This window comes from Actinoplanes nipponensis, from assembly GCF_016862275.1.
GTDB classification, from domain to species: Bacteria; Actinomycetota; Actinomycetes; order Mycobacteriales; family Micromonosporaceae; genus Actinoplanes; species Actinoplanes nipponensis.
Genome location: NZ_BOMQ01000063.1, coordinates 35,037 through 50,238 on the forward strand (window position 1 = coordinate 35,037; position 15,202 = coordinate 50,238).

Annotated in this window: 15 protein-coding genes and 2 riboswitches; of the genes, 3 read left to right on the forward strand and 12 right to left on the reverse strand. The window is 71.1% G+C overall.

Features of this window, described 5'->3' with window-relative positions:
• Positions 1–37: 37 nt before the first annotated feature.
• The 6 genes from ygiD to Ani05nite_RS26755 all read right to left on the reverse strand — a co-directional run bounded on the left by ygiD (position 38) and on the right by Ani05nite_RS26755 (position 4,383).
• Positions 38–892, reverse strand: a complete 855-nt coding sequence (gene ygiD / locus Ani05nite_RS26730; protein ID WP_239130659.1) for a 4,5-DOPA-extradiol-dioxygenase — start codon at positions 890–892, stop codon at positions 38–40.
• Positions 893–910: 18 nt separating this feature from the next.
• Complete coding sequence (locus Ani05nite_RS26735; protein WP_203772741.1) at positions 911–1,477, reverse strand: hypothetical protein; 567 nt, start codon at positions 1,475–1,477, stop codon at positions 911–913.
• A 20-nt stretch (positions 1,478–1,497) separates the two neighbouring features.
• Positions 1,498–2,589: an AAA family ATPase gene (locus tag Ani05nite_RS26740; RefSeq protein ID WP_203772743.1), complete on the reverse strand. Its 1,092-nt coding sequence runs from the start codon at positions 2,587–2,589 to the stop codon at positions 1,498–1,500.
• The gene (pnuC, locus tag Ani05nite_RS26745) at positions 2,586–3,209 is read right to left on the reverse strand and encodes a nicotinamide riboside transporter PnuC (protein ID WP_203772745.1); all 624 of its coding nucleotides are present in this window, start codon (positions 3,207–3,209) and stop codon (positions 2,586–2,588) included. The genes Ani05nite_RS26740 and pnuC overlap by 4 nt, the downstream gene beginning before the upstream one ends.
• 31 nt (positions 3,210–3,240) lie before the next feature.
• Positions 3,241–3,588: an Atu4866 domain-containing protein gene (locus Ani05nite_RS26750; protein ID WP_203772747.1), complete on the reverse strand. Its 348-nt coding sequence runs from the start codon at positions 3,586–3,588 to the stop codon at positions 3,241–3,243.
• 186 nt (positions 3,589–3,774) lie between these two features.
• The gene (locus tag Ani05nite_RS26755) at positions 3,775–4,383 is read right to left on the reverse strand and encodes a TetR/AcrR family transcriptional regulator (protein WP_203772749.1); all 609 of its coding nucleotides are present in this window, start codon (positions 4,381–4,383) and stop codon (positions 3,775–3,777) included.
• 172 nt (positions 4,384–4,555) lie between these two features.
• Between Ani05nite_RS26755 and Ani05nite_RS26760 the strand changes: the two genes are divergently transcribed.
• Together Ani05nite_RS26760 and Ani05nite_RS26765 are read left to right on the forward strand one after the other, a co-directional pair.
• Positions 4,556–5,452 (forward strand): ABC transporter permease, encoded by an 897-nt coding sequence (locus tag Ani05nite_RS26760; protein WP_203772751.1) that lies wholly within the window; start codon positions 4,556–4,558, stop codon positions 5,450–5,452.
• A 4-nt stretch (positions 5,453–5,456) separates the two neighbouring features.
• On the forward strand, positions 5,457–6,233 hold the full coding sequence (locus tag Ani05nite_RS26765) for an ABC transporter ATP-binding protein (protein WP_203773173.1): 777 nt from the start codon (positions 5,457–5,459) through the stop codon (positions 6,231–6,233).
• A 21-nt stretch (positions 6,234–6,254) separates the two neighbouring features.
• Here the strand turns inward: Ani05nite_RS26765 and Ani05nite_RS26770 are convergent, their stop codons facing one another.
• Entirely contained in the window at positions 6,255–7,331 is a 1,077-nt protein-coding gene (locus Ani05nite_RS26770; protein ID WP_203772754.1) for a coiled-coil domain-containing protein, read from the reverse strand.
• A gap of 3 nt (positions 7,332–7,334) precedes the next feature.
• Positions 7,335–7,483: riboswitch (cyclic di-AMP (ydaO/yuaA leader) on the reverse strand.
• Between the two features lie 277 nt (positions 7,484–7,760).
• Positions 7,761–7,896: riboswitch (cyclic di-AMP (ydaO/yuaA leader) on the forward strand.
• A gap of 5 nt (positions 7,897–7,901) precedes the next feature.
• Here Ani05nite_RS26770 and Ani05nite_RS26775 point away from each other — a divergent pair.
• Entirely contained in the window at positions 7,902–8,924 is a 1,023-nt protein-coding gene (locus Ani05nite_RS26775; protein WP_203772756.1) for a coiled-coil domain-containing protein, read from the forward strand.
• A gap of 71 nt (positions 8,925–8,995) precedes the next feature.
• Here the strand turns inward: Ani05nite_RS26775 and Ani05nite_RS26780 are convergent, their stop codons facing one another.
• From Ani05nite_RS26780 to Ani05nite_RS26800, 5 genes are all read right to left on the reverse strand, one after another.
• Positions 8,996–11,362, reverse strand: a complete 2,367-nt coding sequence (locus Ani05nite_RS26780; protein ID WP_203772758.1) for a glycoside hydrolase family 65 protein — start codon at positions 11,360–11,362, stop codon at positions 8,996–8,998.
• A 46-nt stretch (positions 11,363–11,408) separates the two neighbouring features.
• A complete protein-coding gene (locus Ani05nite_RS26785; protein ID WP_203772760.1) occupies positions 11,409–12,146 on the reverse strand; it encodes a beta-phosphoglucomutase family hydrolase in 738 nt (245 codons plus the stop codon).
• A gap of 78 nt (positions 12,147–12,224) precedes the next feature.
• A complete protein-coding gene (locus Ani05nite_RS26790) occupies positions 12,225–12,743 on the reverse strand; it encodes an ATP-binding protein (RefSeq protein ID WP_203772762.1) in 519 nt (172 codons plus the stop codon).
• A 57-nt stretch (positions 12,744–12,800) separates the two neighbouring features.
• Positions 12,801–13,706: a hypothetical protein gene (locus Ani05nite_RS26795; RefSeq protein ID WP_203772764.1), complete on the reverse strand. Its 906-nt coding sequence runs from the start codon at positions 13,704–13,706 to the stop codon at positions 12,801–12,803.
• Positions 13,707–13,801: 95 nt separating this feature from the next.
• Entirely contained in the window at positions 13,802–15,100 is a 1,299-nt protein-coding gene (locus tag Ani05nite_RS26800; RefSeq protein WP_203772766.1) for an ABC transporter ATP-binding protein, read from the reverse strand.
• Positions 15,101–15,202 lie beyond the last annotated feature (102 nt).

Here is a 15,202-nt window from a genome sequence, read left to right on the forward strand (position 1 = left end):
AGATGTCCCTTGCCGCATGGCGGACGAGGACATGCGGTCAGATGTTCACTCCGTCGGCCGGCAGGCCGGCCGGGATCGCCGCCGCGGCGCCGGTGTCCGCCGACGGCGTCGCCGCCGGCAGGCCCAGCGTGTACGCCGTCATCGACAGGCTGCCGTAGGCGCACCCGTCGATCAGCACGTCCGTGCCCTGGCCGCCGGCCCCGGCCAGGCCGGCCAGGTAGAGCAGCGGCAGGAAGTGGTCCGGGGTCGGCGCCGCCCGCCGGAAGTCGCGGTGGGCGTCCAGCCGCGCCGCGTTGAGCGGGTCGTCCAGCATCGTCTCGCGGGCGTCGGCGTCGAAGCGCCGGGCCCAGTCGAAGCCCGTGTCCGGCATCGTCCGGTCCACCCCGGCGAGGTTGTGCACCACGTTGCCGCTGCCCAGGATCAGCACGCCCGACTCGCGCAGTGGGGCCAACCGCGCGCCCAGCTCCAGGTGGTAGTCGAAGCCCTTGTCCGCGTTGATGGACAGCTGGGTGACCGGGATGTCGGCGTCCGGGAAGGCGTGCACCAGCACCGACCAGGTGCCGTGGTCGATGCCCCAGGAGTCGATGTCGGCGCCGACCCAGGTCGGCTTGACGATGTCGGCGACCTCCTCGGCCAGCTCGGGCAGGCCGGGCGCCGGGTAGTCGACGGCGAACAGCTGCGGCGGGAAGCCGAAGAAGTCGTGGATCGTGCGCGGGCGGGGCATCGCCGTGACGGCGGTCGCGTTGATGTACCAGTGCGCCGACACCACCAGGATCGCGCGGGGCTTCGGCACGGCAGCGCCGAAGGACCGCCAGGCCCGGGTGTAGCGGTTGGTCTCCAGCGCGTTCATGGGGTTGCCGTGGCCGACGAACGCGGCCGGCATGGTGGTCATAGGTTGCACCTTAAACCTTCAGCGCGGGTAGACGACCCCGGAACGCCCGCTGTACGGATGCCGCGCGCCGTCGAGCTCGTGCCCGGTGTTCGGCGCGTCCAGCCACACCACGTACGGCACGCCCGGGTCGAGCCCGGTGATGGTGGCCGTGACCGTGCAGCCGGTGCCGGCGGCCACGTTCTGCCAGGTGTAGTCCGGCTGGGCGCCGGCGATCAGCGGCTGCCGCACCGCGGTGATCCGGTAGTCGGAGTCCTGCTGGCGGGGCCAGGTCACGGTGAGCCGGCGGGCGCCCGGCACGACCTCGATCGGGATCAGCGGCGGGTTCACGATCCAGCTCTTGGCGCAGCCGGGCCGGACCGGCAGGAACGACACCGGCGGCAGGACCGGCGCGCGCGAGCCGAGGCGCGACGGGGCCGGGCTGGGCGTGGCGCTGCCGGGGGCCACCACGATCCAGTCGCCGCCCGGTTCCGGCGTGGCCGCCGCGGAGCCCGGGGCGCCCGCCGGCGGGCCGAGCCCGAGCGCGCCGCAGCCGCCGAGGGCGATCGGCAGGGCGAGCAGCGGGAGCATGAGCCGGCGGAACCGCATGCCCCTCGTTTCGGCGCGGATCAGGAATGGCTTAGCGGCGGAGCAAAAGACCACCCGCGCGCGAGCAGGTCGTCGCAGGCGGCCACCGCGGCGCGCAGCCGGGCCGCGTAGCACCCGGTCAGGACCTTCGACGGTACGTCGCGAGCGGCCAGCTCACCGGTGAAACGGCCGGTCATCCACGCCCGGATCGCCTCCCCGTCGCGCAGCCCGTCGTCCACGAACGGCACGCCCTCGTGGTGGGTGAGCAGGTACAGGTCCGGGGCGCGGACGCGGTCCGTGACCCCCGGCGACGGCGTCCAGGCGCCGGCGCCCCCGGACAGGTACCGCTCCTCCCAGATCGTCGTGGCCAGGGCGTCCGTGTCGCCGAACAGGATCGGTGACCCGTCGCGGGCGGCGCGGTCCTCCGCGGCGTTCTGCTCGGCGGCGACCGTCACGAAGTCGTCGCGGTCCCAGGTCACGTCCTCGACGACCGCGCCGGGGCGGGTCAGCCGCAGCGCGGCCAGCTTGCGGGCGGTCAGCTCGCGGCCGAACTCCGGCACCCACCGGGTACGCGCCCACACCCCACCGCGGGTGCGGTAGTGCCGGGCCAGCGCCCGGGCCATGGTGGTCGTCCCGGTGGACTCGGCCCCGACGACGATCACCCGGCGGGTCAGCCAGCCGCGCACCCCGGGACCGAGCAGGTGCCAGTGGGCGACCGGATCGGCCCGCACGGCCGTGCCGGACACCGGCGTCCGGATCCGTTCCTGGTCGACGGTGACGGCCTGCGCGCCGAAGCGCCGGGCCAGCTCCGCGCCGTACGCCTCCGAGGAGAAGACCGCGTCGACCCGGTCGGTGCCGGCCGCCTCGCGGAACACGGCGGTGTGCGCCTCCCAGGCGGCGGGGTCGGCGTAGTCGACCGGATGGTCGTCGTACACGCCGACGAAGCGGACGTGCGCCGGGTGGGCCTCGCGCAGCCATCGCAGGCGCAGTTCCAGCGGCACCGACTCCCGCGAGCTGGGGGCCACCACGACCGTGACCCGCTCGCAGGCGGCCGCCGCCGCGTCGATCAGCTGGTGGTGCCCGGCGTGCGGCGGGTAGAACTTGCCCACCACGAGGCCGTGGCCCCACCTCATGCGGGCACCGCCGGGCGGCTGCGCGCCGCGCTCCGCCAGGCGCGCAGGCCCAGCACGCACAGCAGCAGGAACGCGAGGTAGAGCACCGCGGTCAGCCAGAGGTCCTTGTAGGCGTACAGCGGGATGTAGATCAGGTCGGCGGCGATCCAGAGCCACCAGTTCTCGACCAGCTTGCGGGTCTGGCCGTAGGTGGCCAGCAGCGACAGCGCCGTGGTGAGCGCGTCGGCCAGCGGCACGGTGGAGCCGGTGAGGCGGTCCAGGAACAGCCACAGCCCGGCGGTGAGCAGCACCCCGGCGACCGCGAGGCCCAGCCACTCGGCCCGGGTGGTGCCGCGCACGGTGAGCGGGGTGCGGCTGGCGCCGCCGTACAGCCAGGCCCACCAGCCGTACGCGCCGAGCACCACGTAGACGATCTGCAGGCCGGCGTCGGCGTACAGGCCGGCGGAGAAGAACACCAGCATCAGCAGCAGCACGTTGAGGATGCCCAGCGGCCAGTTGAGGATGTGCCGGCGGACCAGCAGGGCCACGTTCACCAGGCCGGTCGCGAAGCCGAGCACCTCGGCGCGGGTGGTGCCGGCCCCGAAGGCCGTGAACGCGACGCCGGAGAGCCAGTCGATCATCGGGCCAGCATGGCATCCGGCGCCGGCCGGGTCACACCCGGAAGAGCTGGTGCCCGGCCATCTCCAGCACGTCGCCGGCGACCGTCACCGGCGTACGCAGGCCGGTGCGGTCCCGCAGCACCAGCCCCGAGCCGGCCGGGCGGTAGGTGCCCTGCGCGGGGCGGTCCCGGCCCTCGACGCGGCCCTGGTACGACCAGTCGGCGCCGAGCTGCAGCCGTACCGTGCGGTCGGCGTTGTGCCAGATCCCCACGACCGCCTCCGCCTCCCCCTCCGCGACCGGTACGGGCGCGGCGAAGCAGTCGGGGGTGACCCCGCCGAGCGCGAGGGTGAGCAGCGACGTCGCACCGAAGATGGTGGTGTCTACGCGGGGGTTTCGCATGAGGTGCTCCGGGGGGACGGCGCGGGGTGGGCCCCTACCTTCGGCACGCCCCCCGCCCGGGCTGAGCACTTCAGGGCGTGATCACGTCCACCCGGTTGGCCCACAGCCAGCCGGACCAGCCCGCGGGCGCCGCGTCCAGGTCGGCCGGCCCGCGCTCGGCCGGGGCGGCGCCCTCGGGTCCGGCGCTCAGGTGGCCGGGCCGCCCTGCCGGAGCGCGCCGATGACGGCGTGGCTCAGGTTCTCCAGGTAGTCGTCGTCGATCGGGGTGCGCGAGACCGCCAGCCGCCAGTACAGCGGCCCGAGCATCAGGTCGACGGCGAGGTCGGCGTTGGTGCCGGCGGGCAGCTCGCCGCGGGTGACCGCCTGGCCCACGATCTTCTCGCCGACGGCGAGCTGGTGGGTGCGCAGGGCGCGCTGCAGCGTCTCGGCGATCTTGGGGTTGCGCGCCGCCTCGGCCATCAGGTCGGGGATGATCTGCGACGCGATCCGGTGCTGCAGGGCCTTGCTGACGATGAACATCAGCAGCTGCAGATCGCCGGCGAAGCTTCCGGTGTCGGGCATCGGCACGCTACGCTCCGCCACAGCGGAGACGATCTCGAGGACCATCTCCAGCTTGTTGCTCCACCGGCGGTAGATCGCGGTCTTGCCGACGCCGGCCCGGCGCGCCACCGCCTCGATGGACAGGCGCCCGTAGCCGACCTCGGCCAGCTCGTTCATGACCGCGTTGCGGATGGCCGCGGTGATGTCCCCGCGGAGCACCGCCGCTCCGGCGGGTGCACGTTTCGCTGTAACCACAGGTGCACTATACGCCAGGACGCAACGGTTGCGTTCCGGCGCTCGTTCGGCTACTTTCGGGTCTAACGTCGATACGACGCCGTTCCATCGCGGCAGACTGATTAGTGTGTTCCCGCGCAAGTCGTCCAGGTCCCCGACGCCCGGCGGACCGACCAGATCGGAGCGCCACCCCATGCCCCAGACAGCGGTCGCCGGTTCGGACACCGGCATGACGCTCAAGGAGCTGGCCCGCAGACACGGCCTGAGTGCCGCCGGCAAGCTGCCTTCCCTGCCGGAATACACCCGGCAGCTGTGGGCGTACCGGTACTTCATCGCGTCGTACGCCAACGCCAAGGTGTCGTCGTCGCTGGGCAAGACCCGGCTCGGCGTCTTCTGGCAGGTGCTCACGCCGCTGATCAACGCGGCCGTGTACTACGTGATCTTCGGTGTCATCCTGAACACCAAGAGCGGGGTCGACAACTTCGTCGCGTACCTGTGCACCGGCGTCTTCATCTTCGGCTTCACCCAGTCCACGGTGTCGGCGGGCATCCAGGCGATCAGCGGCAACCTGGGGCTGATCCGGGCACTGCACTTCCCCCGGGCCAGCCTGCCGCTGGCCATCACGGTGGTGGAGATCCGCAACACGCTGGCCTCGCTGGCCGTGCTGATCGTCATCGTGCTCGGCTTTGGCGAGCCGATCACGCTGGAGTGGCTGCTCATCCTGCCGATCTTCCTGGTGCAGTCGGTGTTCAACGCCGGGCTGGCGCTGGCCGGCGCCCGGCTGGGCAGCAAGATCCCCGACGTGCGGAACCTCATCCCGTTCATCATGCGGATGTGGCTCTACTTCTCGGCGGTGCTCTACCCGGTCACCCGCTTCACCGACCACCTCAGCGGCTGGAAGCTGCACGTGGTCGAGGCCAACCCGATGCTGGTGTTCATCGACCTCATGCGGCACGCGCTGATGGAGGACGTGCCGCTCGCGGCGAGCCCCACGGTGATGTGGCTGGAGGCGATCGCCTGGACAGCAGTGGTGGGCCTCGGGGGATATGTCTACTTCTGGCGCGGAGAGAAGGGCTACGGCCGTGGCTGACAACATGACCGGCGGCGACCGGCGCGAACCGACGGTCATCGTCGACGACGCCCACGTGGTCTACCGGATCCAGCAGTCCGCGACCCCGGGCACCGGCAGCCCGCTCGCCAGCTTCAAGCGGCTCGTCACCGGCACCAAGCCCGCGACCATGCGCGAGGTGCACGCCATCAAGGGCGTGAGCTTCATCGCGTACAAGGGCGAGGCGGTCGGGCTGATCGGCACCAACGGCTCGGGCAAGTCGACCCTGCTGCGGGCGATCGCGGGGCTGCTGCCGGTCGAGCGCGGCGCCATCTACGCGGCCGGGCAGCCCTCGCTGCTCGGCGTCAGCGCGGCCCTCATGAACGACCTGCCGGGCGAGCGCAACGTGGTGCTCGGCTGCCTGGCCATGGGCATGACGCCGGCCGAGGTCAAGGCCAAGACCAAGGACATCATCGACTTCTCCGGCATCAACGAGCGCGGCGACTTCAGCTCGCTGCCGATGCGCACGTACTCCTCCGGCATGGGCGCGCGGCTGCGCTTCGCCATCGCGGCCGCCAAGCAGCACGACGTGCTGCTCATCGACGAGGCGCTGGCTACCGGCGACGCCAAGTTCCGCCGGCGCAGCGAGCAGCGGGTCCGTGACCTGCGGGCCCAGGCCGGCACGGTGTTCCTGGTGAGCCACAGCGAGCAGTCGATCCGCGACACCTGCGAGCGGGCCATCTGGCTGGAGTCCGGACTCATCCGCGCCGACGGCGCGACCGACGACGTGCTGAAGGAGTACGAGGCCTACGTCAAGCGGTAGGCCCCGCACTCCCCCGGTGGATCAGCGCATCGACAGGTGCACGTGGTTGGTGTGGTCGCTCGACGGATCGCCGCCGGCCCCGGAGTACGACTTCCAGCCGCTGCTGGGCAGCCAGATCCGCCTGTACCAGATGACGTAGAGCACGCCCAGCCGGCTGGCGTTGGCGATGAAGTAGTTCGCCAGCCGGTTGCCGTAGTCCTTGCTGGCGCCGGTCGCGTCGCCACCGAAGCCGCCCTTGTCGGCGGCCCAGTCGCAGGCCCGGCCCTTGGGGTGCTCACCGCTGTTCTGGTGGCGGAAGCAGGCGATGAAGTGGTTGAAACCGTCCTTCTTCGCCTCCTGCATCGCGTGCAGGGTGCGCGGGGTGATGCAGCCGGACGTGGTCGGGTCGTTGACACTGCACGACTCGCTCGGCAGGGAGCCGTCCGAGTTGCGCGGCGCGGGGGCGGCCAGGGAGCTGCTGCCACCGCCGCCGGTGGATCCGCCGTCGTCGGAGGACGAGCCGCTCGACCCGTTCGCGGCGTTGGCGACCTTGAGGGCGTTCTCGGCCTGGCTCTTGCGCTTGGCCATGACGGTGAGCTGGCGCTGCTGGTCGCTGATGGCGGCGTCGATCGCGGCCTTCGCCTGCTCCTGCTTCGCCTTGCTGTCCTTCAGGTCGCGCAGCGCGCGGTCCTGCTTGACGGCGATCGTCTCCAGCGTCTGCGCCCGGTCCAGCATGCTCCTGGTGGAGTCGGCGGTGATCAGCGCCGTCATCGCCCCGAGCCGGCCGGTCCGGTACGACTTGCCGACGATGTCGTCCAGCGCCGCCTGCCTGGGGCCCAGCTCGGTGTCGATCTGCTTGAGCTTGGCGGTCAGCTCCTGCTGGCGCTTCTTGGAGCGGTCGAGCGCCTCCTTGGCCTCGACGAAGCCCTTGGACGCCGCCTCGAGCTGCTTGATCAGGGTCTGGGAACCGCCCTCACCGTCGTCGCCCGAGTCGCCCGGCGCGGCGAGGGGCCGGGGCGCGGCGGAGGCGGGCTGCGGGGCGGCGAGCGCCAGCCCCGAGGTGGCGACCAGAACCGCGAGCGCGGTCGCTAATCGCCGGCGGACAGGGTTGAGCCTCACGAACGTTCCTTCCGTCGGCCGCCGACCGGGTTAGCTGACGGGTTCGGGACGGAAGTGATCCCTACCGATCCGCGCGGGTGCGCGGATCCGATTCACCCCACTACTCAAGTGGTTCCCCGGCTCGCCTCGCGGCGATTAGGCGGCGGTCTGCGCTGAGACCGTGACGAAGACTACCCAGCAATACCGGAAATCGACAGTCGTCGTACCGTCAGCAGCGGATCGACCACTAACAGTGATTGACTACGGAAAGAATGCAACGACTCACATTGATGCGCCGTTACGGCCTCCGACCTGCGGCATCTCATCGATAAGTAACGGAAAGTCGTTGCCTGGTAACGCTTTTCCCGCTCCCGGCAGACCTGCCACCGGGGCGCTTGTCAGGTAAGCTGGCCGCCGGTCACTGCCAGAAGGCGCTGCCCCCAAGGCGCCGGCAGCCCACCATCTAATCGTCGCAAGATGAGCCGGGGAACCACAGAAGTACCGGGGTGAATCCACGAGTCAGTGGTAGGGATTGCTTCCGTCCCGAACCCGTCAGCTAACCCGGCCGGTGGTCACGTGGAAGGAATGTGAATGACGGCAAGACCCCGCCGGTGGCTGATCCTCGCCCTGGCCCCGCTCGCCGCGGTGACGATGTTGCTCTCCCCCGCATCCCCGGCGAACGCCGACCCCGACGACTCCAAGAAGTCGTCGACCGCCGACGACGGCGACGACAACCCGCTGTTGAACGACGTGCTCGACTCCACCGGCCGGCGCTACCTGACGGCCAAGGCGGCGGTCGCCAAGTCGACCAAGACCCAGCTGGGGTACGCGCTGCGGGTCAAGAACGCCGAGGCCAAGCGCGACCGGCTGCTGCCCGAGGTGGGCGCGGTGGCGGCGCAGCAGTACCGCACCGGCGGCATCTCGACGATGGGCTTCCTGCTCAACACCCGCACCCCCGACGGCTTCCTCAAGAAGGCGGTCTCGCTCGAGGAGATCAACGCCCTCAACGACGGCAAGCTGCGCGAGCTCGACCAGGCCATCGACGAGGTGGCCAGCGCCAAGGCGCGCCTCGACCAGGAGGTCAAGGCGCAGAAGCAGAACCTCGCGCTGATGGAGAAGCAGAAGGAGTCGGCCGAGAAGGCGCTGGCCCAGGTCGGCGGCACCACCGTGACGGGCGGCTTCGTGTTCGCCAAGTCGCCGGTGGCCGCGCCGGCCCCGCGCAACTCCGACGGCGAGTTCAGCCCGGAGTCGTGCAACGTCGACGACCCGACCACGGGCGGCTGCATCACCGCGCGGACGTACCACATGTACAAGGAAGTGAAGAAGGCGAAGTTCAACCGATTCGTCGGTTGTCACCGCAACGGCGGCCCGTTCGAACACCCCAAGGGCCGCGCCTGCGACTGGTCCCTGCAGAAGAGCGGCTTCTCCCCCTGGCACAACCAGGACACCCGGGAGTACGGCAACAACCTGATGGCCTTCCTGGTGCGCAACGCCGACCGGCTCGGCATCCTCTACGTCATCTGGAACAAGATGATCTGGTTCCCCGCCACCGGCTGGAAGACGTACCACGGTCCCAGCGACCACACGGACCACGTCCACGTCTCCATGCTGTAGCGCCCCACGGCAACGCGAAGAGCCCCCGTCCTCACCGAGGACGGGGGCTCTTTCGTCGGATCGGGCGGCCCTCAGACGCCGGTGGCCCGGCGGACCGGGGCGCGACCGGCCGGCTGCTCCGGCGCCGGACCGGCCGGCGGCGCCGGCGGGATCGGCAGGACGACCGGCTTCACCTGGGTGATGGTGACCTCCTTGCCGTGGTGCAGCAGATCCAGGCGCGCGGAGCCGCCACCGTTGCGCAGCGAGTAGGTGACCTCCTCCGCCGTCACCTCCACCCGCAGCCGCAGGCCCCGCCACAGCAGCGAGAACTCGAGCGCGTTGATCCGGCTCGGCAGCCGGGGCGCGAACGACAGCTGTCCGTTGAAGTCCCGCATGCCGCCCAGGCCCGCCACCAGGGCGATCCACGAGCCGGCCAGCGACGCCACGTGCACGCCGTCGCGGGCGTTCTGGTGCAGGTCGTGCAGGTCCATCAGGGCGGCCTCGCCCAGGTAGTCGTGGGCCAGCTCGACGAAGCCCACCTCCGCCGCCATGACGGCCTGGATGCAGGCCGACAGCGACGAGTCCCGCACGGTCCGGGCGTCGTAGTACGCGAAGTTGCGCGCCTTCTCCTCGGGGGTGAAGGCGTCACCGCGCACGTACATCGCCATGACCAGGTCGGCCTGCTTGACCACCTGCTTGCGGTACAGGTCGAAGTACGGGTAGTTCAGCAGCAGCGGGTACGCCTCCGGCGGAGTGTTCTGGAAGTCCCACTCCTGCAGCCGGGTGAAGCCCTCCGACTGCTGGTGCACGGCCAGCTCCCGGTCGTACGGGATGTGCACCGAGGCCGCCGCGTCCCGCCACGACGCCGACTCCTCGTCGTCCACGCCCAGCTTGCGGGCCAGCTCGGGGTGCCGCTTGGCCGCGTCCGCCGCGGCGAACATGTTCTGCTGCGCCATCAGGTTGGTGTAGACGTTGTCGTCCACCACGGCCGTGTACTCGTCCGGGCCGGTGACGCCGTCGATGTGGAAGCGGCCGTGCCGGTCGTGGTGCCCGAGCGAGCGCCACAGCCGGGCGGTCTCGACCAGCAGCTCCAGGCCGTACTCGCGCTCGAAGTCGTAGTCGCCGGTGGCCGAGACGTAGCGCCGCACCGCGTCGGCGATGTCGGCGCCGATGTGGAACCCGGCCGTGCCCGCCGGCCAGTACGCCGAGCACTCCTGCCCGCGGATGGTGCGCCACGGGAACGCCGCGCCCTGCAGGCCGAGGGTCTGCGCCCGCTCCCGGGCCAGGTCCAGCGTCGAGTGCCGCCAGCGCAGCACGTCCGCCGCCGCCGCCGGCTGCGTGTACGTCAGGGCCGGCAGCACGAACGTCTCGGCGTCCCAGAAGGTGTGACCGTCGTAACCCGGGCCGGTGAGGCCCTTGGAGCCGATCGGCCGCTGCTCGGCGCGGGCGCCGGCCTGCAGGGTGTGGAAGAGGCCGAAGCGGACGGCCTGCTGCACCTCCGGGTCGCCCTCGACCTTGACGTCGGAGTGGTCCCAGAACGCGTCCAGATACTCCCGCTGCGCCTCGACCAGGCCTTCCCAGCCGTCCAGCCGGGCGCTGGCGAGCGCGGCGCCGACCTGGTCGCGCACCGCGGGCAGCGAGCGGTTGCTGGACCAGCCGTACGCGGCGATCTTCACGACCCGCAGCTTCTGCCCCGGCTCGAGCTTGCAGGCCACCGTGGTGCGCAGCCAGTCCGGGTGGCCCTCGGTGGTCACGGCGTGCTTGCCCGGCGTCTCCACCAGGTGCTCCATCGCCGCGGCCATCCGCAGGTCGCTGGCCTTGGTGCGGTGCACCAGCAGGCCGCCGGTGCGCTGCTCCAGCATCTCCTCGGCCTGCAGCGGGTGATCGAGCACCGCCGCCACCCGCGGGTCCTTGCTGGTCGGCGGGAGCTGCTCGTTGGCCACCAGCTCGGACTGCAGGATCAGCCGGGCGGAGGCGTCCAGCGGCTCGACCTCGTAGAGGAAGGCCACGACGGCCCGGTGGGTGAACGACACCATCCGGACGGTGCGCACCCGGATCGCCTGACCGGAGGGGGAGACCCACTCCACGGTCCGCTCCAGGGTGCCGGCCCGCAGGTCCAGGCTGCGCTCGTGGGAGCGCAGGTCGCCGTACCGCACGTCGAACGGCTCGTCGTCGACGAGCAGGCGCATGAGCTTGGCGTTGGTGACGTTGACCATCGTCTGGCCCGACTCGGGGAACCCGTAGCCGGCCTCGGCGTACGGCAGCGGCCGCAACTCGTAGAACGAGTTGAGGTAGGTGCCGGGCAGGCCGTGCGGCTCGCCCTCGTCCAGGTTGCCCCGGATGCCGATGTGGCCGTTGGCCAGGGCGAAGACCGACTCGGACTGGGCCAGTACATCCAGGTCCAGCCGGGTCTCCCTGATGTGCCAGGGATCGACGGGGTAGGCCCGTTCACGGATCACGGTGGTGCCTCTCGCAACTGATAAGGGAGAAAGTCTTGAAGGGGGATTACTGGAGCAGCTCGGCGAGGTCCTGCACGACGATGTCGGCGCCGTGCGCGCGCATCGCGTCGGCCTGGCCGACCCGGTCCACGCCGATCACGATGCCGAAACCGCCGGCCTTGCCGGCCGCCACGCCGGCCAGCGCGTCCTCGAACACCGCGCACTGCTCCGGGGCCACGCCGAGCAGCTTCGCACCATAGAGGAAGGTGTCCGGCGCGGGTTTGCCGGGCAGGTCCTGGGCCCGGGCGACGACACCGTCCACGCGCACCTCCAGGAGGTCCGCGATGCCGGCCGCCCGCAGCACGTCCGCGCAGTTGGCGCTGGCCGACACGACGGCCCGGCGCAGCCCGGCGTCCTTGACCGCGTGCAGGTAGGTGACCGAGCCGGGGTAGACCTGCACGGCGCCCTCCTTGATCTTCTGCAGGACCAGGAGGTTCTTGCGGTTGCCGATGCCGTTGACGGTCTCCGCGTCGGGACCGTCGTCGGGCTCGCCTTCGGGCAGGGTGATGCCCCGCGAGGCGAGGAAGGTGCGGACCCCGTCCGCCCGCTGCCGGCCGTCGACGTACTGGTGGTAGTCGGCGCCGGAGTCGAACGGCACGAAGGGCTGTCCGTGGTGCTGGGACCACGCCTGGAGGAACGCGTCGAAGGTCTGTTTCCACGCGGCGTTATGCACCAGGGCGGTCTGCGTGAGCACCCCGTCGAGGTCGAAGAGGCACGCCGTCACATGAGGAGGTAGTCCGAGCACTGGCCCAATGTAGTCGCCCCGGATGGCCGACACGCCTCAATGCCCTCGATCACATTTCCACGGCGTTTCATTCCTTGTTCAGCCCGCCGAAGCGCCCTCGTTGACCAGGCCAGACGCGGTATTGCGGCCGGGCAGGCGCACGCTCAGTCCGATAGTCGTCCCAATCGGGCCGGTCGCCATCGTCACCTCGTCGCACAGTTGGTGCGCCAGCCAGATGCCCCGGCCGCCCACCTCGAAGGCCTCCGGCACGGTCGGCGGCCGGCGGTACTGCTCCGGGATGCCGGGGCCCGAGTCGGTGACCGTGCAGTGGACCGCCGACCCGGTGCTCCACAGCACGATGCGGCCCTGTCCACCGGCGTGCAGCACCGCGTTGGTGATCACTTCGTTGATCGCCAGCACGAAGCCGGGCAGGCGGTCGGCGAGCAGAACCGGGTCCAGCCGCGCCGTGACCTCGTGGCGGACCACGGTGATCTCGTCGCGGCCGAACCGGCGATCCAGCAGGGCCGGCCTACCGGTTTCCGAGTGCACGGGGGTGGCGTCCGGCGACTCCGGGCCCGGAGCCGGACGCAGCACGTCCTGGTCGACAGTTTCTTCCACCGTCGAGCAGCCTACGCTGCGTACCGCCTCCGTGGCAGCCAACGGAACCGGCAATCGTCAGAACAGGTGCGACAGGGTCCGCAGGATCTCGGCGTAGAAGTTGCCGTCGATGTCCCGGTACAGGCTGAACTTCATGCCGGGGCTGCCGAAGAACGGCCGCAGCGTCCACGCCAGCTGGGTGCCCACGAAGCCGAAGAGCAGGATCCAGACGTAGAGCAGCGTCATGCTGGGCGGTGTCGGCTGGGCCGGCTTGACCGGCCGGACCGGCCGCTCGTGCGGGTGCGCGATCGGGGTCAGCATGTAGCCGGGCGGCACCACGGGCGCCTGTACGGGCGCGGGGGCGGTCAGCGTCGTCGTGCCGCCGCTGCCGCCGTTGGCCGGGGTGGTGCCGACGGTGGCCGGCACGGCCGGGGCGCCGGCCGGGACCTCGTCCGGCGCCGCCTCCACCGCGGGCTTCTCCGGCGCCAGCAGGCCGTTCTCGTTGAGCACCCGCATCCCGCCGGTCAGGAAGCGCAGCCCGACCAGCGCCGAGAGGGCCAGGATGGCCACGTTCAGCAGCTTGAAGAACCCGTAGTCGGGCGCGGTGATCAGGAAGAAGAGCGCGATCGGGGCGAACGCCACGGCCAGCATCGCGGTGACCGTCAGCGCCACCATGACCAGGGCCAGGGACTGCCGCACCGACAGCCGCGCGCCGAAGACCAGGTTGAACAGGTACAGGGTGGGCAGGCAGATGGCCAGCGTCACCAGGAACAGCAGCGGCAGCTTCACCGCCGAGGTCAGCGCCATGAGCACGCTGTGGAACGAGCCCAGCACCGCGCCGTAGCAGGCCAGGGCCACCACCGAGCTGAGCAGCATCTGACTGGTCAGCCGGGTGAGGGATCGGTCCTCCACCACCTGCTGCCAGATGCCCTGTCTGTCGCGCAGGATGCGCTCGATCACCAGAAGTCCGGATGCGTTGGCCACGTCCGTCCCCTCCCTCACCTCAACGACGTCGATACGCCATCGCACCGACGTAGGCGGGACGATAGGCCATGCCGTCAAGAGATGCGAGGGGTGCGTCAGCGCCAACCGACGTCGATGCGGTCACCGCGCTCGTCGAAGAAGTGCAGGGCGTCCATCCGCACGTTGATGGCCAGCGGGTGTCCGGGCGAGACGGCCGGGTACGGCGCCAGCCGCACGGCCAGCTCGGCGGGCCGGCGGTGGTGCCGGCCCGGGTCGCTGAGCACCGAGGCCTTCTCCGCCTCCTCCCGCTCCAGCACGGCCTTGTCCGCCCGCCCGGTGAGCCGCTGCAGCGCGCCGCCGATCCGCCGCAGCGCGCCGGTCTCGGCGTCGGTGTCGGTGACCGCCTTGCCCATCTCGTCGACGACCACGGCGGTGGCGCCGATGTCCAGGAAGGCCAGCGACTCGTGCCCGTGGTGCTCGAGGTAGCGGATGCGCCCCTGGAGCACGTCGCCCGGGGTGTCCGGGGCCACCGGGGTGAGCGCCTCGGCCCGCATGCCGACGACGATCCGCTCGCCGTGGTAGTGCGAGATGGCCCGCGCCCGGATGTCGTTCCAGGGCAGGTAGAGGGCCTGTTCGCCGAGGTTGAGGGCGATGTAGCGGTCCAGGTGCACGTAGACCGAAGCCTCGAGCAGGTTCATCCGGGGCGCGCCCAGGAACGCCGCGACGTAGAGGGTGGCCGGGCGGCCGTACACCTCGGTCGGGGTGCCGATGTCCTGCAGGACGCCCTTGCGCATGATGGCCACCCGGTCGGCCATGGTCAGCGCCTCGGCCTGGTCGTGGGTGACGTACATGGTGGTGACGCCGAGCTCGCGGGTGAGCCCGGTGATCTCGGCGCGCAGCTCGGCGCGCAGCCCGCTGTCCAGGTTGGACAGCGGCTCGTCCATCAGGAACAGCCCGGGCCGGCGCACGATGGCCCGGCCCATCGCGACCCGCTGGCGCTGGCCGCCGGAGAGCTGGCCGGGCTTGCGGGCGAGCACGTCGCCGATGCCGAGCGCGCTGGCCACGTCGCCGATCCGCTCGCCGCGCGGGCCGGGCTCGAGGCCGGAGAGCTTGAGCGGGAAGCCGATGTTGTCGCCGACGGTCATGTGCGGGTACAGCGCGAAGTCCTGGAAGACCATGGCGATCCGCCGGTCGCGCGGCGCGAGGTCCATGACCGGTTCGCCGTTGAGCAGGATGGCCCCCGCGGTCGGGTCCTCCAGGCCGGCGATCATGCGCAGCACGGTCGACTTGCCGCACCCGGACGGCCCGAGCAACACCAGGAACTCGCCGTCCTCGACGTCCAGGCTGACGCGGTCGACCGCGACCGTACCGTCCGGCCAGACCTTGGTGACGTCCTTGAGCGCGACGGTGGACACCGTCAACCTCCTGCGTTTGAGCTGCGACGATGGCTTAGCGTGACTACAGCCATCGATGCCTGCCATCGGGTGAACGTGCCATTTGCCGACAGTCACCGGATG

What these genes read in the sequence shown, in the direction of transcription:
- ygiD (WP_239130659.1), bottom strand. Translation starts at nt 892, where the DNA reads ATGACCACCATGCCGGCCGCGTTCGTCGGCCACGGCAACCCCATGAAC.
- Ani05nite_RS26735 (WP_203772741.1), bottom strand. Translation starts at nt 1,477, where the DNA reads ATGCGGTTCCGCCGGCTCATGCTCCCGCTGCTCGCCCTGCCGATCGCC.
- Ani05nite_RS26740 (WP_203772743.1), bottom strand. Translation starts at nt 2,589, where the DNA reads ATGAGGTGGGGCCACGGCCTCGTGGTGGGCAAGTTCTACCCGCCGCAC.
- pnuC (WP_203772745.1), bottom strand. Translation starts at nt 3,209, where the DNA reads ATGATCGACTGGCTCTCCGGCGTCGCGTTCACGGCCTTCGGGGCCGGC.
- Ani05nite_RS26750 (WP_203772747.1), bottom strand. Translation starts at nt 3,588, where the DNA reads ATGCGAAACCCCCGCGTAGACACCACCATCTTCGGTGCGACGTCGCTG.
- Ani05nite_RS26760 (WP_203772751.1), top strand. Translation starts at nt 4,556, where the DNA reads ATGCCCCAGACAGCGGTCGCCGGTTCGGACACCGGCATGACGCTCAAG.
- Ani05nite_RS26765 (WP_203773173.1), top strand. Translation starts at nt 5,457, where the DNA reads ATGACCGGCGGCGACCGGCGCGAACCGACGGTCATCGTCGACGACGCC.
- Ani05nite_RS26775 (WP_203772756.1), top strand. Translation starts at nt 7,902, where the DNA reads ATGACGGCAAGACCCCGCCGGTGGCTGATCCTCGCCCTGGCCCCGCTC.